This window comes from Actinoalloteichus sp. AHMU CJ021, from assembly GCF_002895405.1.
GTDB classification, from domain to species: Bacteria; Actinomycetota; Actinomycetes; order Mycobacteriales; family Pseudonocardiaceae; genus Actinoalloteichus_B; species Actinoalloteichus_B caeruleus.
Genome location: NZ_CP025990.1, coordinates 4,420,881 through 4,440,690 on the forward strand (window position 1 = coordinate 4,420,881; position 19,810 = coordinate 4,440,690).

General features: G+C 72.9%; 19 protein-coding genes and 1 riboswitch. Of the genes, 9 read left to right on the top strand and 10 right to left on the bottom strand.

Annotation, left to right across the window (positions count from 1 at the left end):
• Positions 1 to 478 precede the first annotated feature (478 nt).
• Both C1701_RS18695 and C1701_RS18700 read left to right on the top strand, forming a co-directional pair.
• The gene (locus C1701_RS18695; RefSeq protein WP_337661818.1) at positions 479 to 1,318 is read left to right on the top strand and encodes a ComEA family DNA-binding protein; all 840 of its coding nucleotides are present in this window, start codon (positions 479 to 481) and stop codon (positions 1,316 to 1,318) included.
• A gap of 1 nt (position 1,319) precedes the next feature.
• Positions 1,320 to 3,680 carry a ComEC/Rec2 family competence protein gene (locus C1701_RS18700; protein ID WP_103056349.1) on the top strand — a complete coding sequence of 787 codons (2,361 nt, stop codon included), beginning with the start codon at positions 1,320 to 1,322 and terminating at the stop codon, positions 3,678 to 3,680.
• 98 nt (positions 3,681 to 3,778) lie between these two features.
• Here C1701_RS18700 and thrC read toward each other — a convergent pair whose 3' ends face one another.
• Positions 3,779 to 5,062: a threonine synthase gene (gene thrC, locus C1701_RS18705; RefSeq protein ID WP_030105353.1), complete on the bottom strand. Its 1,284-nt coding sequence runs from the start codon at positions 5,060 to 5,062 to the stop codon at positions 3,779 to 3,781.
• Positions 5,063 to 5,073: 11 nt separating this feature from the next.
• A riboswitch (SAM riboswitch) is annotated at positions 5,074 to 5,202 on the bottom strand.
• 105 nt (positions 5,203 to 5,307) lie between these two features.
• Between thrC and holA the strand changes: the two genes are divergently transcribed.
• Positions 5,308 to 6,300, top strand: coding sequence for a DNA polymerase III subunit delta (holA, locus tag C1701_RS18710; RefSeq protein ID WP_026418475.1), 993 nt, complete (start codon positions 5,308 to 5,310; stop codon positions 6,298 to 6,300).
• 283 nt (positions 6,301 to 6,583) lie between these two features.
• On the opposite strand, the gene rpsT is transcribed toward holA, so the two are convergent.
• Entirely contained in the window at positions 6,584 to 6,844 is a 261-nt protein-coding gene (gene rpsT, locus C1701_RS18715) for a 30S ribosomal protein S20 (protein ID WP_026418474.1), read from the bottom strand.
• A gap of 226 nt (positions 6,845 to 7,070) precedes the next feature.
• On the opposite strand from rpsT, the gene C1701_RS18720 reads away from it, so the two are divergent.
• Positions 7,071 to 7,877 (top strand): sulfite exporter TauE/SafE family protein, encoded by an 807-nt coding sequence (locus C1701_RS18720; protein WP_026418473.1) that lies wholly within the window; start codon positions 7,071 to 7,073, stop codon positions 7,875 to 7,877.
• A gap of 736 nt (positions 7,878 to 8,613) precedes the next feature.
• Positions 8,614 to 8,958: a hypothetical protein gene (locus C1701_RS18725; RefSeq protein WP_051313854.1), complete on the top strand. Its 345-nt coding sequence runs from the start codon at positions 8,614 to 8,616 to the stop codon at positions 8,956 to 8,958.
• A gap of 133 nt (positions 8,959 to 9,091) precedes the next feature.
• On the opposite strand, the gene C1701_RS18730 is transcribed toward C1701_RS18725, so the two are convergent.
• The 4 genes from C1701_RS18730 to C1701_RS18745 all read right to left on the bottom strand — a co-directional run bounded on the left by C1701_RS18730 (position 9,092) and on the right by C1701_RS18745 (position 12,316).
• Positions 9,092 to 10,195 (bottom strand): 3-deoxy-7-phosphoheptulonate synthase, encoded by a 1,104-nt coding sequence (locus C1701_RS18730; protein WP_103057099.1) that lies wholly within the window; start codon positions 10,193 to 10,195, stop codon positions 9,092 to 9,094.
• Positions 10,196 to 10,512: 317 nt separating this feature from the next.
• Positions 10,513 to 10,728, bottom strand: a complete 216-nt coding sequence (locus C1701_RS18735; protein ID WP_026418471.1) for a hypothetical protein — start codon at positions 10,726 to 10,728, stop codon at positions 10,513 to 10,515.
• A 5-nt stretch (positions 10,729 to 10,733) separates the two neighbouring features.
• Positions 10,734 to 11,651: an SPFH domain-containing protein gene (locus C1701_RS18740; RefSeq protein WP_103056350.1), complete on the bottom strand. Its 918-nt coding sequence runs from the start codon at positions 11,649 to 11,651 to the stop codon at positions 10,734 to 10,736.
• A 116-nt stretch (positions 11,652 to 11,767) separates the two neighbouring features.
• Positions 11,768 to 12,316, bottom strand: a complete 549-nt coding sequence (locus tag C1701_RS18745) for a GNAT family N-acetyltransferase (RefSeq protein WP_051313853.1) — start codon at positions 12,314 to 12,316, stop codon at positions 11,768 to 11,770.
• A gap of 226 nt (positions 12,317 to 12,542) precedes the next feature.
• On the opposite strand from C1701_RS18745, the gene C1701_RS18750 reads away from it, so the two are divergent.
• Positions 12,543 to 12,932 carry a VOC family protein gene (locus C1701_RS18750; RefSeq protein WP_103056351.1) on the top strand — a complete coding sequence of 130 codons (390 nt, stop codon included), beginning with the start codon at positions 12,543 to 12,545 and terminating at the stop codon, positions 12,930 to 12,932.
• Between the two features lie 107 nt (positions 12,933 to 13,039).
• On the opposite strand, the gene C1701_RS18755 is transcribed toward C1701_RS18750, so the two are convergent.
• A complete protein-coding gene (locus C1701_RS18755; protein WP_051313852.1) occupies positions 13,040 to 13,636 on the bottom strand; it encodes a class I SAM-dependent methyltransferase in 597 nt (198 codons plus the stop codon).
• A 130-nt stretch (positions 13,637 to 13,766) separates the two neighbouring features.
• Here C1701_RS18755 and lepA point away from each other — a divergent pair, with 130 nt between their 5' ends.
• Positions 13,767 to 15,614 carry a translation elongation factor 4 gene (gene lepA / locus C1701_RS18760; protein WP_026418468.1) on the top strand — a complete coding sequence of 616 codons (1,848 nt, stop codon included), beginning with the start codon at positions 13,767 to 13,769 and terminating at the stop codon, positions 15,612 to 15,614.
• Between the two features lie 72 nt (positions 15,615 to 15,686).
• Here lepA and C1701_RS18765 read toward each other — a convergent pair whose 3' ends face one another.
• Positions 15,687 to 16,934, bottom strand: coding sequence for an MAB_1171c family putative transporter (locus C1701_RS18765; protein WP_103056353.1), 1,248 nt, complete (start codon positions 16,932 to 16,934; stop codon positions 15,687 to 15,689).
• Positions 16,927 to 17,427: an ImmA/IrrE family metallo-endopeptidase gene (locus tag C1701_RS18770; RefSeq protein ID WP_051313851.1), complete on the bottom strand. Its 501-nt coding sequence runs from the start codon at positions 17,425 to 17,427 to the stop codon at positions 16,927 to 16,929. The genes C1701_RS18765 and C1701_RS18770 overlap by 8 nt, the downstream gene beginning before the upstream one ends.
• A 383-nt stretch (positions 17,428 to 17,810) precedes the next feature.
• Here C1701_RS18770 and C1701_RS18775 point away from each other — a divergent pair, with 383 nt between their 5' ends.
• Positions 17,811 to 18,464 carry an MOSC domain-containing protein gene (locus tag C1701_RS18775; RefSeq protein ID WP_035274310.1) on the top strand — a complete coding sequence of 218 codons (654 nt, stop codon included), beginning with the start codon at positions 17,811 to 17,813 and terminating at the stop codon, positions 18,462 to 18,464.
• Positions 18,465 to 18,528: 64 nt separating this feature from the next.
• Here C1701_RS18775 and C1701_RS18780 read toward each other — a convergent pair whose 3' ends face one another.
• Complete coding sequence (locus C1701_RS18780; protein WP_026418465.1) at positions 18,529 to 19,074, bottom strand: GNAT family N-acetyltransferase; 546 nt, start codon at positions 19,072 to 19,074, stop codon at positions 18,529 to 18,531.
• Positions 19,075 to 19,505: 431 nt separating this feature from the next.
• Here C1701_RS18780 and C1701_RS18785 point away from each other — a divergent pair, with 431 nt between their 5' ends.
• A complete protein-coding gene (locus C1701_RS18785) occupies positions 19,506 to 19,772 on the top strand; it encodes a hypothetical protein (RefSeq protein ID WP_051313850.1) in 267 nt (88 codons plus the stop codon).
• Positions 19,773 to 19,810 lie beyond the last annotated feature (38 nt).

Genomic DNA, 19,810 nt, shown 5'->3' on the forward strand with positions numbered 1-19,810 from the left:
ACCGGATCACGCGAGGGCGCAGCGGGGCGCGAGGCCCACCAGCACGCCCCGCACCCCAGCGCGAAGACCCCCGTTCCAGCCAGCGACCAGGCACGGCACCCTGTCGCCGGCGCGATCGGCGGGAGCACACCAGCGCAGGTCACCGGCTGGCTCCCGAGAGGCGCTCGCCGCCCGCCACGAGGTGCCGGCACCCGAGCGGAACGGGCGCCAGCGGCTCCTCCCGGTCCCGATCCGTCGACCGATCAGTCGACCGATCCGTTGTGGACCCTGATGTGCGCTTCGTGGCGGGTCCGGGCTCCGCGGCGGGGCCGTCCCCGCCGGTCCGCCGTCCACTCGAACACGTCACGCCCCCGACCGAGCGGGTGCGGTGGGCCGCTGTTCGGTCTCTCGTGGGCGGAGTTGTCCCCATCCCGGGGTTGTCCACAGGGGAGCCGCCGGGAGGCGCGCGGCGACCGCTGTCGTCCCTAGCGTCTGGGCCATGACGAGCTTCCATGCCTACGATCCGCGTGCGGAGCCTGTCGTGGCCGCCCGCGACCGGTTGACGGTGCTGGCCGAGACGACGGGAGGCGATGCGGAGGAACCCCGCGCCGACGGACGCCGGAGCACGGGGACACCCCGCCACGCCGCGAGTACCACCGCCGGCGGCTGGGCGAGGAGGTGGCTGCCCGACGGGATGCGCGGAGTCCGGCTGGACCCCGGCCGGTCGGCTGCCCTGGCCGTGGGAACGGCCGCGCTCCTCGGCGCGGGGCTCGTGTGGTGGCTGGCGTCCCGCCCGCCCGCCGAACCCGCGCCCCCGCTGCCGGTGGCCGCGGTCGCCGAGTCCGTCCCGTCGCCGACAACCCCCACCAACACACCCTCGTCCGCGCCCACCGAGGTGGTGGTCAGCGTCGTGGGTCTGGTGTCCCGGCCCGGCCTGGTCACCCTGGCACCGGGGGCGCGGGTGGCGGACGCGGTCCGCGCGGCGGGCGGGCAGGTGCCGACCGCCGAGGTCGGCGAGCTCAACCTCGCGCGGCGCCTCGCCGACGGTGAGCAGGTCCACGTCGGGGTGCCGCCCCCGCCGGGTGCCAGGGAGGGGGTGGCTGGTGGGGAGGGGCCCGGGGCGGAGGACGGATCCGGTGGAGCACCCGGCGTGGTGAACCTGAACTCGGCCGATGCGGAGGGGCTGCGCGCGCTCCCGGGCATCGGCCCGGTGATGGCGGACCGGATCGTCGAGTGGCGAGCGGAACACGGCGGTTTCGCCAGCGTGGAACAGCTGCGCGACGTCGACGGGATCGGACCGACCCGGTTCGAACGGCTGCGTGAGCTGGTGACGGTGTGACATGGCACGTGCGACGGACGCCCGTCTCGTCCCCGCCGCCCTCGCCGTCTGGGGCACGGCGCTCACCGGGATCCTCGGGGAGTGGTGGCTGGCACCGCTCGTCGGTGTCGGGACCGTGGTGGTCGCCGCGCTGGTGGTGCTCGTGGTGCGGTGGTGCCGGCCGGCGTGGTACCGACGCACCTGGCCCCAGGCGGCGGTCGTGGCCGGGCTGGCGGTGGTGAGCGCGGTGGTCACGGCGGTGGAGGTCCGCGACGCCGTCGAGCATCCGCTGCGGATCGCCGCCGGGGAGGGGCGGTCGGCGGCGATGGCGGTGGTGGTCAGCGACGACCCTCGCCGCGTTGGTGGTGCGCCGTCGGGTCGCCCCGACCAGCGGGTGGTCGTCGAGGCGCGGTTGGAGTCGTACCGCGTGGCCGGGGAGCCCGGGGTGCGACGAGGGCGAGGACGAGTGCTGGTGATCGCGCCCGCCGACAGCTGGGGCGAGCTCCTGCCCGGGCAGGAGGTCTCGGTCGAGGGGCGGCTGTCACCGCCTCGGTCCGGCGAACCCCTGCTGGCGGTGGTCAGCGCCCGCGACCCGCCCGGGCACCCGAGTGAGCCACCGTGGTGGCAGCGGGGGGCAGGGGAGCTCCGGGAGGGGCTGCGGGACGCGGCACGGGTGTTGGCCCCGGAACCGGCCGGGCTGTTGCCCGCCCTGGTCGTGGGGGACACCAGCCAGCAGTCCCCGCAGGTCGTCGAGGAGTTCCGGACCGCCGGGCTGACCCACCTCACGGCCGTCAGCGGTTCGAATCTCGCCATGGTGTGCGGCGCCGTGCTGTTGGCCGCCCGCGCCGTCGGAGCCGGACCCAGGGGCAGCGCCGTCGCGGCGGGAGTGGCTCTGGTCGGGTTCGTCGTGCTCGCTCGTCCCGAGCCCAGCGTGCTGCGGGCGGCGGGCATGGGAGCCGTCACCCTGCTGGCGTTGGTGCTCGGCCGGGAGCGCTCGGCCCTGCCGGCCCTGGCGGCGACGGTGGCCGCGCTGCTGCTGGTCGATCCGGCGTTGGCCGTGAGCGCCGGTTTCACGCTGTCGGTGCTGGCCACCGGTGGTCTGGTGCTGCTCGCCCCGCCCTGGGTGGCGGCCCTGCGGACGCGAGGAGTACCCGCCGGGCTGGCCGAGGCGCTGGTCGTACCACTCGCGGCGCAGGTCACGACCGCGCCCGTCGTGGCGGCCCTGTCGGCCGAGGTGAGCCTGGTCGGCGTGGTCGCGAACATCGTGGCCGCGCCCGTGGTCGCGCCGGCCACGGTGTTCGGTGTGGTCGCGGCCGTCCTCTCGGTGTGGGCTCCCGGGGTGGCGGAGTTCTTCGTCCGGCTGGCCGGGCCGGAGGTGTCGTGGCTGATCTGGGTGGGTCGGACGGCGGCGGGTGTCTCCCATCCCACCCTGCCCTGGCCGGCCGGGGCGGGCGGCGGCCTGGTGTTGGCTGCGGTGTTGGCCGTCGTCCTGGTCGCGGCCCGGTCGAGCCGGTTCCGGGTGGCCGCGGTCGGGGTCGTCCTGGGTGGCGCGTTGATGGTGGTCCCCGCGCGCACCGCCTTCCCCGGGTGGCCCGGGCCGGACTGGTCGTTCGTGGCCTGCGACGTGGGCCAGGGGGACGCGCTGGTGCTGGCGACCGGTGAGCCGGGGCGCGCGGTGGTCGTGGACGCCGGGCCGGATCTGACCGGGGTGGGCGACTGCCTGCGCCGTCTGGGGGTCACTCGCGTCCCGCTGGTCATCCTGAGCCATCTGCACGCCGACCACGTGGGTGGGCTGGACGGGGTGCTGGCCGGTCGGCGGGTGGGAGCGGTCGCGCTCGGGCCGGCCAGGTCCCCGACCTGGGCCTACGAGGAGGTCGCGGCCGTCGCGGCGGGCAGGGGCGTTCCCCTGGTCGAGCTGCGGTTGGGGCAGCGGCTGCGGTGGTCGGGGCTCGCCATCGACGTGCTGGGCCCGCTGGACGGGTACGTGGCCGACGAGACGTCGGGAACGGAGGTGAACAACGCGTCGCTGGTCCTGCTGGCCACCACCTCGGTGGGGCGGGTGCTGCTGACGGGGGACGCGGAGCTTGCGGCCCAGTCGGGCCTGCTGGGCGCGGGGGTGGATCTGGCCGCCCCGGTGCTGAAGGTGCCGCACCACGGTTCCCGGTACACGCTCCCGGAGTTCCTCACCAGGGTCGCCCCGCGGGTCGCGATCATCAGCGTGGGTGCCGACAACCGGTACGGGCATCCGAGCGGCCAGGTCATCGCCGAGCTGCGGGCGTTGGGCGCGACGGTGGTGCGCACCGACCTCAACGGCCACCTGGCCGTCGGGCCGGGGCCGGAGGGGGTTCGGGTCCGGGTGTGGCGGGAGGCTACCGCCGAGTGACCCGGGTGGGACGGCGTCCCACCCGGGCCAGGGTCTCCGCGGTCCTCGGGTGGGGCCGGGGGTCCCGCCCCGGTCGCGTGGGGCGGGACCTGGCCGGATCAGGAACCGGGCTGTCCCAGCACCTCGTGCACCGCCTGCGCGGTGGGGGGCACGGTGGCCTTCGGCCCGACGTGGTCGCTGATCGCGTCGAGGGTCTTGAGGCCGTCGCCGGTGATGAGCAGCACCGTTTCGGCGTCGGGGTCCAGTTGTCCGGACTCGATCAGCTTCTTGGCGGTGGCGACGGTGACACCACCCGCCGTCTCGGTGAAGATGCCCTCCGTGCGGGCGAGGAGTCGGATGCCCTCGACGATCTCCTGGTCGGTGACGTCCTCGATCGCCCCGCCGGTGCGGCGCACGGTGTCGAGGACGTAGGGGCCGTCGGCGGGTGCGCCGATGGCCAGGGAACGGGCGATCGTCTCCGGTCGTACCGGTTGGACGACGTCGAGTCCCGCTTTGAACGCGGAGGCCACGGGCGAGCACCCGTTGGCCTGGGCGCCGAAGACCCGGTAGGGCGTTGGCTCGACCAGGCCGAGTTCACCGAACTCCCGGAAGGCCCTGTCCACCTTGGTGAGCTGGGAACCCGAGGCGATCGGGACGACGATCTGCTCGGGCAGCCGCCACCCGAGCTGTTCGGCCACCTCGAAGCCGAGGGTCTTGGATCCCTCGCCGTAGTAGGGGCGCACGTTGACGTTGACGAACGCCCAGTCCTCGTGTTCGGCGGCCAGTTCGGTGGCCAGCCGGTTCACGTCGTCGTAGTTGCCGTCGACGGCGATGAGCGTGCCGTCGTACACGGCGGTGGTGAGCACCTTGGCCCGTTCGAGCGTGGAGGGGACCAGCACGACCGAGTCCCAACCGGCGCGCGCGGCCGCGGCGGCGACGGCGTTGGCGAGGTTGCCGGTGGAGGGACAGGCCAGCACGCGGAACCCGAACTCCCGGGCGGCGGCGAGGGCCACGGCCACCACGCGGTCCTTGAAGGAGTGCGTCGGGTTGCCGGTGTCGTCCTTGACCCACAACCGGCGCACCCCGAGCTCCCTGGCCAGGCTGTCGGCACGCACCAGCCTGGTGCAGCCGGGGTCGGTGCTGGGGATGGTCTCGATGTCGCTGGGGACCGGCAGCAACCGCTTGTACCGCCAGATCGAGCGGGGCCCGGCCTCGATGTCCTCGCGGCGGACGCGACCGAAGTCGTACACGACCTCCAGCGGAGCGAAGTCGTCCGGGGAGACGAACTCGGGGGCGAGGGGGATCTGGTGGCCGCTCTCCTTCGAGGCCAACGCGACGGCGGGGCCGAGGTCGAGCGGGCGGCGGGTTCCTGGCGTCGTGCTCGAGCCAGCAGTGACTGTCATGGCGAGGCCTCTCCTCATCTTTCCCGCTGGGCGGGCCGGATTTGGCACCGAGTGCGGCAGCGGCGTGGTGGGGCCACGTCCAACTGGCGCTGGTTGCCGGGGTGTCGTCGGGCCGATCCCTCTACCCCTCTGGATGAGCGCTGTTCGGTTGTGCGGCACACGCTAGGGCATGGGGGTGGGCCGGGGCCAGCGGTGTCCGGAATGCGGGAGCGCGACGGTCCGGGCCTGCGTGGGAGAATCCCGGCGTGCCCCCCCAGCCCGCTCCGCCAGCCCCGCTCCAGCTCATCCTCGGTGATGAGGAACTGCTGGTGGAACGGGCCACCCGGGAGACCCTGCGCCAGCTGCGCGTGGCGGAACCGATGGCCGAGCTGACCAGGCTCCGCGCCACCGAACTCACCCCGCCCCACCTCGCCGAGCTGGTCAGCCCGTCGTTGTTCGCCGAGGCGAGGGTGGTGGTGCTCGAGGCCGCGCAGGAGGCGGGGGCGGAGATCTGCGAGGCCGTGGCCGCCTACTGCCGTGCGCCAGCCGAGGGCGTCGTGCTGGTCGTGGTGCACTCGGGTGGTGGTCGGTCGAAGCTGGCGAAGCAGTTGCCGGCCACGCTCCGCTCGGCCGGTGCGGAGGTGACCGAGTGCCCCAAGGTGACGAAGGCGTCCGATCGGGAGGCCTTCGTCCGCAACGAGGTGCGGGTGGCGGGGGGACGCATCGACGCGGCGGGGGTGCACGCGCTCATCGAGGCGGTGGGTTCGGACCTGCGGGAGCTCGCCTCGGCGGCCGCGCAGCTGGTGTCGGACCACGACGGCCCGCTGGACGAGGCGACGGTGCGGCGCTACCACCGCGGCCGGGCCGAGGTCACCGGATTCGCCGTGGCGGAGCGCGCGGTGGTCGGGGACGTCCCCGGGGCGCTGGAGGCGTTGCGGTGGGCGCTGAGCCTGGGGGTTCCCCACGTGTTGGTCGCCGACGCCCTGGCGGACGCGGTGCGTTCGGTCGCGCTGGTGCGCGGCGCGGGCGGCGGGGACCCGTTCCGGCTGGCCGGGCAGCTGGGGATGCCGCCGTGGAAGGTCAAGAAGGTGCGCAACCAGATCCGGGGCTGGGAGGACGACTCGCTGGTGCGGGCGATGCGGGTGGTGGCGACCCTCAACGGGGAGGTGAAGGGGCAGGCGGCCGACGCGTCGTACGCCCTGGAACGGGCGGTGCTCGAGGTGGCGCGTGCCCAGCGCGCGGGGCAGCGCGCCCGCTGACCAGCGCACACTCCGCGCATGTCCCGCACACGCTCCGCGGCTGCCCTCGTCGGGGCCGTCGTGCGCGCCGCCCGGTGGGGACCAGCTCCTCGTCCCGTTCACCTGTGCCGGTCCGGACGCCGGGCGTGCGGGCCCTGGTTTCGACTGAGGAGCTACCCGGGGTGATCCCCAGGGCGCGGACCGGGTCCGGTGGCGGAGTCCGGGGCGTCGACGGGGCGGGAACGACGGTGGGGGCCGCCCCGCGAACGGGAGGCCCCCACCGGACGTGACCGCGGTCCGCGGGTCAGAGCGAGTTGGCGCGCTGCGCGATGGCCGACTTCTTGTTGGCGGCCTGGTTGGCGTGGATGACGCCCTTGCTGACAGCCTTGTCGAGCTTGCGGTTGGCCTCGCGGCTGAGCTGCACGGCCTTGTCCTTGTCGCCGGCCTCCACGGCCTCGCGGAACTTGCGGATGGCGGTCTTCACCGAGGAGCGGACGGCCTTGTTCCGCAGCCGGGCCTTCTCGTTGGTCCGGATCCGCTTCATCTGGGACTTGATGTTCGCCACGAGGGCACCCCTTGATCTCGACGTGGTTCGTGCCGCGCTGTGTTGGCGCCGCCACCTGGCGCGAGGTCGAGTGGTGACTCGACCGTCCGAGCGGTGGCGGGTTTCCTCCCTGGCGGAATGCCGCACGGCACGGCGGACAACGGTACCAGCGACCCGACGGCGTGGTCGTGGTGGCCGGTCGATGGCATCGCGGAACCACCGCCACGCACCTCGTACGCTCGTTCGAGTGACTAGCGCGCTGAACTGGCCGGGCTTCGCCGACGTGTCCCTGGCGGCACTGCTGCTGCTCTGCGCGGCGGCGTTCGCGGCCGGGGCGGTGGATGCGATCGTGGGCGGTGGTGGCCTGATCCAGTTGCCCGCGCTGCTCCTGGTCATGCCGGGAGGGGAACCGATCTTCTCGCTGGCGACGAGCAAGGTGGCGGCGGTGGTGGGCACCGCGTCCGCCGTCCCGACCTATGCCAGGCGGACCAGGATCGACTGGAGCACGGCGGTGCCCATGGCGGTCGTGGCGTTCCTGGGGGCGGTGGGCGGCGCGGCCTTCGCGAACCTGCTCCCGTCGGTCGCGTTGAACTCCGTGGTGCTGGTCGCGTTGGTCGTCGTCGGCGTCTACACCTGGCGTCGGCCGTCGCTGGGCAGCGTCGAAGCGCCGCGTTTCGGCCGCCGGCACCAGATCCTGCTGGCTTCCCTTGGCGGCGCGACCATCGGTTTCTGGGACGGTCTCGCCGGACCCGGCACGGGTTCCTTCCTGGTGTTCCTGCTGGTGGGGCTGGTCGGCTACGCCTTCCTGCACGCCTCCGCGACAGCGAAGCTCGTCAACACCGCGACGAACATCGGGGCGCTCTGCTACTTCATCCCGGCTGGCAAGGTGCTGTGGGGGCTGGGCCTGGTGATGGCGGTCTGCAACCTGGCGGGCAGCGTGTCCGGCGCGATGCTGGCGAGCCGGCGGGGCTCCGAGTTCATCCGGCGGGTCTTCCTGACGGTGGTGGTGGCGATGGTGGTCAGCCTGGCTTGGCGGTTGGCGACGGGCGGCTGACCGGCCGGGCGTGGTCCTGGTGCCCGTGCGGGGGTCAACGGCGCGCTGGCGGCGGGTGGAGGGGTGTGAGGCCGAGGGCGGCCCCGGCTGGTCGTCGACCCACTCCCGGGCCGTCGCGAGGGCCTTCTCGGACGCGGGTGTCCCGGGCGCGCCCTGGTCGTGGGTGGTTCGGGTTCGGGAGGTCCACGATCGACGCGGCGAGGGGTGCTGGCGCCGCCGTTCGCCCCCGGCTGTCCGACGCCGCTTTTCGGGGGAGGGCGGTTCCCGGTGCTGGCCCGCCTGGCGCGGGAAGGGGCGCACCGGCGTCGCGGGGTGGCGGACGACTCCTCGGCTCCCGGGCCCGGAAGCGCGGGGCGGGCCCGAGCGGGCGCTCCCGCCGGACGCGCGTCCGTTCCACCGGCTCGGCAGGGCGCGGGGAACGAGTCGGTTCGCGTGGTCGGCGGGCGGGGCGAGCCCTCGGGCCGCGCGACCGGCGGGTCCGAACGGCCGCGCGGCGCTCGCCCCGGCGGCCGCCGGGGCGGCGGCAGGTGGGCGAGTTCCCGTCGATCCTGTCGTCCGAACCGTTCTCACGGGTCGACAGACACCGTCGACGAGTTGAGAATCTTCAGGCGTGTCGGCAGCTGGCGAGAACTCCTATCAGCCCAGACCAATCCGATTCCTGGGAATCGAGGCGGTCGCGGGGTGGCGGATCAAGTGCTACGGAATATCAGCCCGGTCCAGACAGCCGGATGGTGAGGTGATCGACGCCGCCGTCACGCAGGCCGTCTCGGTGGTCTCGGCGACCGGGACCGATTCGGAGGTGCACGGGGTCGGGTTCGTGGTGGCGCACGAGACCTCGGAGCACTGCCTGACGCAGGTGCACTGGTGGGAGCGGAGCGCGACCCTCGTGCAGCGCCGGTTCTCCTCGACCCGCGACAGCGCGCACACTTTCCGCGAGGTGCGGTCGCAGACGATGGGTTCGGTCTGGGACCTCGCCGTGGTGGCCTACGAACGGGGAGCGTGGGTGCGCCACGTGCTGGCGAATTCGGCGGGGCCGGATCTCGCGGCCTACCTCGACGACGGATTCAGCGGGCTGGTGTGAATTGGTGGAACGTTGACCGGTTGGGAAATCGGCGTGTTGTCCCCTGACCACTTTCCCGCCGATTCCCCGGACCGGGGCACGGTCCAGCGCTCCCTCCGCTGGCTGACCAGCCCGCGTCCTCCGCGTCCTCCCGTCACCCCGTGCCGGCTCCCGAGCGGGTGGGGTCGGCCGCCCGGAGGGTGGCCGCCAGCGTCCGCAGCACGTCGGCGGTGTCCGGCCAGCCGAGGCACGCGTCGGTGACGCTCCGCCCGTACACCAGCGACGCCGGGTCCGCCAGCGGCTGGTTCCCCTCCTCCAGGAAGCTCTCCAGCATCACACCCCGCACACCCCGTTCGCCGCCGGCCAGCCGCCGCGCGAGGTCCGCCACCACGGCCGGCTGGCGTCGGTGGTCCTTGCCGCTGTTGCCGTGGCTGGCGTCGACGACGACCCGTTCCGGGAGCCCGGCCGCCGCCAGGCGCTCCAGGGTGGCCCGCACGGAGGCGGCGTCGTAGTTCGGCCCCTGGGCGCTGCCCCGGAGCACCACGTGGCAGTCCTCGTTGCCGGTGGTGCTGAGGATGGCCGCCTGGCCGTCCTCGTTGATGCCGGTGAAGACGTGTTCGGCGGCGGCGGAGCGGACCGCGTCGACCGCGGACTGCACGTCACCCTCGGTGGAGTTCTTGATGCCGATCGGCATGGACAGCCCGCTGGAGAGCTGGCGGTGGACCTGGCTCTGCGCGGTCCTGGCGCCGATCGATCCCCAGCTGACCGTGTCGGCGATGTACTGCGGCGTGATCGGGTCCAGGAACTCGCAGCCGACGGGGAGGCCGAGCGCGAGGACGTCCAGCAGCAGTTGACGGGCGAGGGTGAGGCCCTCGTTGACCTGGTAGCTCCCGTCGAGCCCCGGGTCGTTGATCAGGCCCTTCCACCCGAGAGTGGTCCGGGGCTTCTCGAAGTAGACCCGCATCACGACGAGCACCTGGTCCCGGACCTCCTCGGCGAGCGCGGCGAGCCTGGTCGCGTAGTCGAGGGCGGCGGCGGGGTCGTGGACGGAGCACGGGCCGACCACGGCCAACAGGCGCTCGTCCCGGCCGGTGAGGACGTCGACGACGTCCCGGCGGCCTCGCAGCACCACGTCCCGGGCCTGGTCGGTCAGGGGGAGGCGGTCCTTGAGCAGCGCGGGGGACGCCAGCGGGCGTACGCGGAGCACCCGCTGGTCGTTCAGCTGGTCGACCGGGGGTGCGCTGGGGGCGGGGGACACGGCGGGCAGCCTTTCCGCGAACCGACCGCACCCCACCACCGGTGTCGAGCCGGCTCGCCTTCGTGGAGAACGAACGGCGAACGACAGCACTGGCCTCTCGGCCATCGTGTGCCGGCTCGGAATGGTGGGAATCAGCGCGTCACGGCGCTGGCATGCCCATTCCGGGCCGGCCAGCTAAACCGCCAATAACGCCGCATGGTGGCGATGCTACCCCATGCCGGGACGCCCGGGAGAGCCCCCGGGCGTGGCCGTCGCCACCAGGGACGCGGTCCCCCGGTACCGCGTCGGCCTGGCGGCGTCGGAAGCGCCAGGGCGGTTCACGCCTCGTCGTCGGGCTCCACCTTCTTGGGCGGGCGTCCCCTGCGGGGCAGCTGGCCCGCCTGGCTCGGCAGCCTGCCCGCCTCGGACAGCGAGCGTCTGAGGAGGAACTCGATCTGGGCGTTGGCGCTGCGCAGTTCGTCGTTCGCCCACCGGACCAGTGCGTCGTGCACCGCCGGGTCCAGTCGGAGGAGGAAGCTCTTGCGGCCAGCCACAGTGATCAGTTGTAGAGGGAGCCCGTGTTGACCACCGGCTGGGTGGCCCTGTCGCTGCACAGCACCGTCAGAAGATTGCTGACCATCGTCGCCTTCCGTTCCTCGTCGAGCTCGACCATGCCCTGCTCGGCGATCTTCGCAAGGGCCATGTCGACCATGCCCACCGCGCCCTCGACGATGCGGGACCTCGCCGCGACCACGGCGTTCGCCTGCTGTCGCTGCAGCATGACCTGCGCGATCTCCGGGGCGTATGCCAGGTGGGTGATGCGGGACTCGATGACCCGCACGCCGGCCGACTCCACCCGGGCGGAGATCTCGGCGGAGAGCTGCTCGGTGATCTTCTCGGCGTTGTCGCGCAGGGAGAACGCCGAGTCGTCGGGGTTGTCGTAGGGATAGCTGGTGGCGATGTGCCGCACGGCGGCCTCGGTCTGGGTCTCCACGAACATCACGAAGCTGTCGACCTCGAAGGAGGCCCGGGCGCTGTCCTCCACCTGCCAGACGACGACGGCCGCGATCTCCACCGGGCTCCCGTCGGCGTCGTTGACCTTCATGACGGAGGTCTCGAAGTTGCGGATGCGCAGGGAGACCCGGGCCCTGCTGGTGAAGGGGTTGACCCACTGGAGGCCGTCCCGGCGGACCGTCCCCGTGTAGCGGCCGAGGAACTGGACGACCCGTGCCTCGTTGGGTTGGACCATCACCAGGCCGGGACCGAGGAGGGCGGCGGCCACCAGGGCGACGACGCCGACGCCGATCAGGACCCCCGACCCGTTCACGCCGGCGGCGATCGCACCGCCCCCTCCGAGGACCAGCACGGTCAGGGCGCCGGTCACCGGGAGGCCGGGGAGGCTGAAGGCGGTCCGCTCGCGGTACTGGGGGGAGGGCATGGGCACCCTCTCCGCGACGGCCTGCGGTGAAGTGGTCATGGTGGACGCCCTTTCCTGCGAGCGACTGATCATCTAGCAAGATGATATCACTTTTTCGGGTTGCCCGCCGTCACCTCGGTCAGGCGTCCGCCGTCACCTCGCTGGGGCCGTGGCGGTCACCTCGTTCGGGACGAGGCGAGCGGGCTGCCATCCGGCTCGCCCGTCCGGGGCTCGACGGCGCCGTCCGCCTCGATCGGGCTGGCCGCGGCCCCGGCGATGTCCTTGCTCAGCCGGACATCCTCCTCCTGGTACCCCAGGGCCGCGTACAGCGACCGCGCGCGGTGGTTGGCGGCCCCCGTCTCCAGGCTCAGCCGGCGCAGACCCCGGGTCCGTCCCCACTCCTCGGCCGTGCGCACCAGTGCGCTCCCGATGCCCCGCCCCTCCAGCCCCTCGTCCACCACCAGCTCGGCGACGTGGACCTCGGCGGTGCCGGTGAAGTGCCGGCGCTCGCTGACGGTCACCACGCCGGCGACGCGGCCGTCGACCTCCGCGACGAACGCCGGGCTCAGGTCGCTGGTGGCCAGGTCCAGGGACCGGGCCAACCAGTCCCGCGCGGTCGCCGTGACGGCCCCGGGGTCACGCCACTCCGCGACACCCTCCCGCAGGCGATGGGCCAGTGCCAGGCAGGCCGGGCGGTCGGCGGAGGTGTACCGGCGTACGCGCACGAGGTTCCCTTTCGCTGGGGCCGCTGCCCGGACAGAACGGACAGAACGGGGGTGATCAGTCTGGCAACGGAATGCCGGTCGATCAACGTGAGGGCGTCGACGGCGTCGCGATGGGCAGGAGCGCCGCCTCTCGTGACCACCTCGGGCGCCTCCTGGGGGAGCATGGACGAGGACCCCCGGGCCGTCGGCGCCGACGGCCCGTCGACATCCGAGGGAGGGAGCCCCGATGGAGGTTCTCGGCAGCCGGGTGCTGGTGCGCCCCGTCGACCGCGACCGCAGCCTCCGGTTCTACCGGGACGCGTTGGGACTGGCGATCCACCGGGAGTTCCCCGGCGGGACGGTGTTCTTCCTCGGCAACGGGTTCCTGGAACTCTCCGGACGGGGAACTGGTTCGTCCGCTCCGGACGTCGCGATCTGGGTGCAGGTCCGCGACCTCGCGGACACCGAGGCCGAGCTCACCCGTCGCGGGGTCCCGGTGCTGCGGGAACCCCGGACCGAGCCCTGGGGGCTCCGGGAGATGTGGATCGCCGACCCGGACGGCCTGCGCATCGTGCTCGTGGAGATCCCCTCCGACCACCCCCTGCGCCGCGACACCCGGTTCGACCCGGAGCCCTGACCGGGGCACGCCGTGCGTTCCGGGCGGGCCCCGCCAGCGATCGGCGGCACGGAGCCATCGATCCGCTCGACCAGGACGAACGGGACCCCGCGCCGGGGCCGTCGTCGTCACCCGGCGCGGGTCCCGATGATCTCCACGGAACCGCCGACGCCCCTGTCGTCGATGTCGACCTCCACCGAGGTGAAACCGCAGGCCGTCAGCTCGTCGGGGATCTCGTCCAGGACGTTGCCCAGCACGCCCCGGTGCGCGGAGAGCACGAGCCGGCCGTGCGGGCGGAGCACCCGGCGCACCTCGGTGAACCCGGCCCTCCTGTCCGGCCACAGGTGCACGTTGTTCACCGAGATCGCGATGTCGACCGAGTCGTCGGCCTCACCGAGCTCCGCGGCGGTTCCCAGGTGCAGGCGCATCTGGCCGGAGCGCACCCGCTCCGCGCAGCGGGCCAGCGCGGTTCGCACCATGATCCGGGACGGGTCGACGCCGACGACGTGACCACGCCACGCGGCCTCGGCCGCGGCGAGGAGACCGACACCCGGTCCGAAGCCGATGACGAGGACCGTGTCCCTGGGCGCCGGGTCGGCGAGGAGCACCGCGTGGCGCTCCACGGAGCGGTTCAGCCAGGACATCAGCAGTCCGCCCAGCCTGCCAGGCAGGCCGCGCGGCTCCCCGAACGCCGCCCGCCCCAACACCGAGCGGTGCCTTCCCACCCGTCCATGACAGCACAGGGCGTCCGGGAGCACCGGACAGGCGACCGGGAGGACACACGCCGCACCCGGACGGTGTCATGGGACGATGGGAGCGTCCACCCTTCCGCCCGACCGCGCGAGGAAGCTTGCATTGAGCACGTTCGCAGACACGACCTTCACCTCGCCGGAACTCATCCGGAACTTCTGCATCATCGCGCACATCGACCACGGCAAGTCGACCCTGGCCGACCGGATGCTCCAGCTCACCGGGGTCGTCGAGGACCGCGCCATGCGCGCCCAGTACCTCGACCGGATGGACATCGAGCGGGAACGCGGCATCACCATCAAGGCGCAGAACGTGCGCCTGCCGTGGCGGGTCGACGGCCAGGACCACGTGCTGCACCTGATCGACACACCGGGTCACGTGGACTTCACCTACGAGGTCAGCAGGTCCCTGGCCGCCTGCGAGGGCGCGATCCTGCTGGTCGACGCGGCGCAGGGCATCGAGGCGCAGACCCTGGCCAACCTCTACCTGGCGCTGGAGCACGACCTCACGATCATCCCCGTGCTCAACAAGATCGACCTGCCCGCCGCCGAGCCGGAGAAGTACGCCGCCGAGCTGGCGCACATCATCGGCTGCGAACCCAGCGACGTGCTCAAGGTGTCGGCGAAGACGGGGATGGGAGTCGGTGAGCTGCTGGACGAGGCGGTGCGGCAGATCCCGCCGCCCACCGGCCAGACCGACTCCCCGGCCCGGGCGATGATCTTCGACTCCGTCTACGACACCTACCGGGGCGTCGTGACCTACATCCGGGTCGTCGACGGCCGGATCATGCCCCGGGAACGCATCAGGATGATGTCCACCGGCGCGACGCACGAGCTGCTCGAGGTCGGCATCATCAGCCCCGAGCCCAAGCCCTGCCCCGGCTTGGGCGTGGGTGAGGTCGGTTACCTGATCACCGGGGTCAAGGACGTCCGGCAGTCCAAGGTCGGGGACACCATCACCCTGGAGCGCAAGGGCGCCAAGGAAGCGCTCGGTGGGTACCGGGAGCCGAAGCCGATGGTCTACGCCGGGCTGTACCCGGTGGACGGCTCGGACTACCCGGAGCTCAGGGAGGCGTTGGACAAGCTCCAGCTGAACGACGCCGCCCTCACCTACGAACCCGAGACCTCGGCGGCGCTCGGGTTCGGGTTCCGCTGCGGTTTCCTGGGGCTGCTGCACCTGGAGATCACCCGGGACCGGCTGGAGCGGGAGGCCGGGCTCGACCTGATCTCGACCGCTCCCAACGTCGTGTACCGGGTGCGCCTCGACGACGGGACCGAGCAGGAGGTCACCAACCCCTCCGACTGGCCCACCGGCAAGATCGCGGAGATCTTCGAGCCCATCACCCGCTGCACGGTCATCGCGCCGAACGAGTTCGTCGGCGCGATCATGGAGCTCTGCCAGAGCCGCCGCGGCCAGTTGGACGGGATGGACTACCTGTCCGAGTCCCGTGTGGAGCTGCGGTACACGCTGCCCCTCGCCGAGATCATCTACGACTTCTTCGACTCGCTGAAGTCCAGGACCAGGGGATACGCCTCCCTGGACTACGAGGAGTCCGGCGAGCAGAGCTCCGACCTCGTCAAGGTCGACATCCTGTTGCAGGGTGAGCCGGTCGACGCCTTCAGCGCGATCGTCCACAAGGACGGGGCCTACGCCTACGGGACGCGGATGGCCACGAAGCTGCGGGAGCTGATCCCGCGCCAGCAGTACGAGGTGCCCATCCAGGCCGCCATCGGGTCCCGCGTGATCGCGAGGGAGACGATCCGCGCGATCCGCAAGGACGTCCTCGCCAAGTGCTACGGCGGCGACATCACGCGGAAGCGGAAGCTGCTGGAGAAGCAGAAGGAAGGCAAGAAGCGGATGAAGATGGTCGGCCGGGTGGAGGTCCCGCAGGAGGCCTTCGTCGCCGCGCTGTCCACCGAGGAGTCCAGCGACAAGGGCAAGGGCAAGAAGTAGCGGGAGCGCCCGGGGCCGGGGACCGCACGTCGGTCCCCGGCTCCCGGTGGTCGGCGGTGGACGCCGCGCGGCTCAGCCGGTCGGAACGGGTGAGGGGCTGAGCCGCCCGCTCAACTGGCGGGTGACCGGGTGGTGCCAGGCGCGGCCGACCCGCTGCCACCAGCCGATGTCGTCGGCCAGGGTCTCCTGCCGGTCCCGTCGACCAGGACGGGCCGCCTCCTCCACGAACCGGTGGTCGTCCTCGTCACGGCGCAGCGCCGCCCTGATCATCACCGCCTCCGCGATGGCCTCCGCGCTCTCCGCGTCCTCCCCGGCGGCCACCGCCTCGGCGTAGGCCCGGTCCCGCAGGCGGGTGTCCATGTGGCCGTGCAGGGCCACCAACACGTCCCAGCACTCCACCACGCGGTGGTAGAGGCGCAGGTCGAGGTGGCGCAGGTTCACCGCGTCCCAGAGGCGTCGGAACCGCTCGGGGACCCAGGCCGGGGCCAGGCAGAGCACCACCCCGGGGCGGGCCGAGGTGAGCGCCAGCCAGAGCGGACCCAGCCGGCGGTAGGCGGCCCGGTGCCGGGCCAGCCTGACCGCGGCCGGCACCCCGGAGGCGACCAGCGGCATGAGCGTCCCGATCCCGTGCAGCAACGCCGAGGTGGCGATCAGGACCCATTCCAGCTGGTACTGGTCGTAGCCGGGCTGCCACCCCGCGAGCACCGCGACCATGAACACGACCTTGTGGACGAGGTAGGCCAGCGCCACGATCGACCCGGCGGTGATGAACCGCAGGCCCCGCCGGGTCCAGGGGCGGGTCCCCGGGTCCCGTGCCCACACGATCGTCAGGTACGTCACCCCGAGCGCCGTGAGACCCATGTAGCAGGCGTAGAGCAGCATCCCCGCCGCCGACCACGGCGCCTGGCTCCAGTCCGAGGTCAGGGCGGCGTGGGCGTCGCCGACGGGGGACAGGACCGCGATCAGCCAGCGTGCCGCGAGCACGCCGAGCAGGACCCACAGGTGGGCCCGCACCCGGCGGTCCCTGGTGGGGCCGGCCTCCCAGACCCAGCAGAGGAAGAAGACCCGCCAGGCGAAGATCGCCACCAGCACCGGGGTGTGCCGGAGGGCGTAGGAGTACTCCCAGCCCAGCGCCTCCACCAGGGCCGGGGTGACCGCGTCGAGTTCGAGGACCAACGCCACGGACAGGGCGATCAGGCCGAGGCACATCGCCCGCAACGCGGCGCGGTGTTCGCTCTCCGAGCGTCGCAGGTGCAGGAGCTTGAGCACCCCTCCGGACAGCACGACCGCGATGACCAGCAGCTGGATGGCGTCACGCATGCCTGACCCCCGGTGGTGCCTCGAAGGCGCCGGCCAGCCGGCCCGCCGTGCCGTGTCGGGTCAGGAGTCGCTGCCCCACGGCTCGCCACATCTCGTACGCCAAGGTCTCCGCCTCCAGTTCCAGCTGGTCCTCGTAGTGCTGTCTGTGCATCATGAGCGGCGGCTGGTTGCCCTGGGTACCGCCGGACAGCGGGCGGCCCCGGTGCCCCAGGAGCATGTGCGCCAGCTCGTGGAACACGGTGTTCTGCCGGTGCAACGGGCTGGCCGTGGCGTCGTAGACGATGAGGTCCTCCTCGCCCCGGCTGATCCACAGCCCGGACGCCACGGCGGCGTACCTGCTCATCGTCGAGGGGACGAGGAGGATGCGTCGTCCCCGTTGGCGTTCGATGGAACTCAGGAAGGCGGTCAGCGACCACGGGACCGGGATGTCCAGGGTGGCCAGCACCGCCTTGGCTCGACGACGGGCGAGGGCCAGGTTCGGCTGTCCCCGCATCACGACTCCCTCCGACACACGGCGGACAGGCGTTGCGCAGGGCGGCGGCCGTGCTGGAGCGGGCGGATCTCGAGTCCGTTCGCGTTCGTCCCCCCGTGGCGCGTCGCGCCAACCCGTACCGTCGTCCTGTGAGTCGACAGTAGTCACCGTGGGTGGTGGTGTCCGCACCGAGTGCTGACGCGTGGCGGTTGGCCCAGACCTTCCGCCCGAACGCCGTACCCGTCGCGGACGCGAGGACGGCGGAGCCGGGACACCCCTCGGTACGGCCTCGGCGCCGGAGGGGTGGCGCCGGAGCGTGGCCCGCCGTGCGCTGGGGGTGGGGTTCCGGGACACCCACCACACCACTCTTGTGGGTGATAAGCGGGGTCTTCTAGATTCGAGCGATGGGAGAAGTGGTCTCGGTCAACGTCGCCGTGGTCCGTCATGGCGCCTGGACCGGGCGGATGGGCAGTTCGGGAATCGACAAGCGGGCCGTTCCCGGGCCGGTGTCCCTGACGGGTGCGGGGGTGGCCGGCGACACCATCGTCGACACCGCCAGCCACGGCGGCTGGTACCGCGCGGCCTACGCGTTCGAGTTGGCCGAACTCCGCTACTGGTCCCAGGAGCTCGGCAGGGAGCTGGTGCCCGGCAACGCCGGGGAGAACCTCACCCTGGACGGGATGGACAGCAGCGACGCCGTCATCGGTGAACGGTGGCGGATCGGGTCGGCCGTGCTCAGGGTGACCGGCCCGCGCACCCCCTGCCGGGTCTTCGCCGGGTTCTGGGAGGCCGAGCGTTTCGTCCGCCGGTTCACCGAGCGGGGCCGGACCGGGGCCTACCTCGCCGTCGACGAGGAGGGACTGGTCTCGGCGGGTGACCGGGTCGAGGTGCTGAGCAGACCGGCGCACGGTGTCACGGTGGCCGAGGTCTTCGCCGTGAAGCAGCGTCGCCGCCCCGACCTCGTGGACCACGTCTGCCAGGCGCTCGACGACCTGCCCCAGGAGTGGGCGGACAAGGTGCGCGCCGCCCGCGCCGCGGCCACGACGAGCATGGCGTGACCCGGAGGCCGTGACGAGAGGCGGCGGCCCGGGAGCGGCCGGCGTTCACCACGCCACCGCGCCCTCACGTCAGCGGTAGCCGGGCGCCGAGCACGAGGAAACGCGGCCGGCGCAGCCACTGGTAGGGCCCGCTGAGGACCCGGAACCCGCGACGGCGGTAGAACTCCCTCGCCCGCCGGTTGGCGACATTGGCCTGGAGGACGATCCGGTCCGACGTGGTGCTCCCCTCCACCGCGTGAACCAGCGCGGTGCCCAGGCCCTGGCCGTGGTGCTCGGGGCTGACCTGGAGTTCCGCGAGCTCGAAGGAGCCCTCCAACCAGTGCAGGTTCCCGGTGGCCACCAGCGCGGGCCCGACCATCGCGGGCCAGCTGGGGTGCTGGCCGCAGGGCCACCCGACGGCGACCCCCACCAGGCGCGACCGTTCGCGCACACCGAGGGCCAGCAGACCGGGGAGGTCGACGACACGCGGCAGGTAGTTGGCGGTGTGCTCGGCGAAGGGCTGGTCGGCCGCCGCCATCGCCCGCCGGGCCAGGTCGATCACCTCCCCCACCTGGGAGGAGAGGTCGATCGGTTCGATCCTGGCGGAGGGTCGCCCGGCGGGGGAGGTCATCCGCCGCCCCCGATCGTGCCGGCGTCGTTCCCGCGTCCCATCTCGAACCCCTCCCATGCCCTGCCGTGCCCTGCTGGCGGGACCAGGCCCCACACTGGTTCCGCCCCCGGGGGGCGGTTCCCGCCAGGCCGACCCTACGGGCGACCTGGTCTCCGAGGACATGGTGCGCTCCGGTGTGCCGCCCCGCCGGAGGAACACCCGGTCACGGCCGCCGTGCGGAACTCCGCCGGCCCCGGGGAGCGCACCTCCGCCCACCGGGTGAGCGCCGAGCGTGGCCCGCGCGGGCGCGACCACCACCTCGGCGGGTCGGCCGGACCCGGCGGGAGGGTGGAACCCGGTCGGACACGCCCCCGGGGCGTCCGGTCGACCACCGCGCGCCGCGCCAGGTGGTACCCGGCCACCCCGAGGAGGGCGGCGCGTAGGCTCCTCCCGTGTTCTCGGCACTGGTCAGCTGGTGGGACGGAGTGGAGCTGTGGATGGCCCAGCTCCCGTTCGTGCTCCAGTTCGTACTGGTCATGGCGGTCCTGTTGCCGTTGGCGTGGCTGGCGGCCTTCGTGATCGACCGGGGCGTCGACGGTGTCTCCGCGCGCCTGCGCCGATACCGGCGGTCCCGCCTTCGACCCGCCGACGGGAAACCGGACCAGCCCAGCGCGCCGAACACCGACACCACCCGGCACCACGAGGGGACCGCCCAGTGAGTTCTTCCCGTCGCGTCACCGTCGTGCTGCTGGGACTG

Excerpts from the sequence above, each read along its gene's own strand:
- C1701_RS18770 (WP_051313851.1), bottom strand. The coding sequence starts at position 17,427 with ATGCGGGGACAGCCGAACCTGGCCCTCGCCCGTCGTCGAGCCAAGGCG.
- C1701_RS18775 (WP_035274310.1), top strand. The coding sequence starts at position 17,811 with ATGGGAGAAGTGGTCTCGGTCAACGTCGCCGTGGTCCGTCATGGCGCC.
- C1701_RS18695 (WP_337661818.1), top strand. The coding sequence starts at position 479 with ATGACGAGCTTCCATGCCTACGATCCGCGTGCGGAGCCTGTCGTGGCC.
- thrC (WP_030105353.1), bottom strand. The coding sequence starts at position 5,062 with ATGACAGTCACTGCTGGCTCGAGCACGACGCCAGGAACCCGCCGCCCG.
- C1701_RS18740 (WP_103056350.1), bottom strand. The coding sequence starts at position 11,651 with ATGACCACTTCACCGCAGGCCGTCGCGGAGAGGGTGCCCATGCCCTCC.
- C1701_RS18780 (WP_026418465.1), bottom strand. The coding sequence starts at position 19,074 with ATGACCTCCCCCGCCGGGCGACCCTCCGCCAGGATCGAACCGATCGAC.
- C1701_RS18750 (WP_103056351.1), top strand. The coding sequence starts at position 12,543 with ATGGAGGTTCTCGGCAGCCGGGTGCTGGTGCGCCCCGTCGACCGCGAC.
- C1701_RS18700 (WP_103056349.1), top strand. The coding sequence starts at position 1,320 with ATGGCACGTGCGACGGACGCCCGTCTCGTCCCCGCCGCCCTCGCCGTC.
- C1701_RS18765 (WP_103056353.1), bottom strand. The coding sequence starts at position 16,934 with ATGCGTGACGCCATCCAGCTGCTGGTCATCGCGGTCGTGCTGTCCGGA.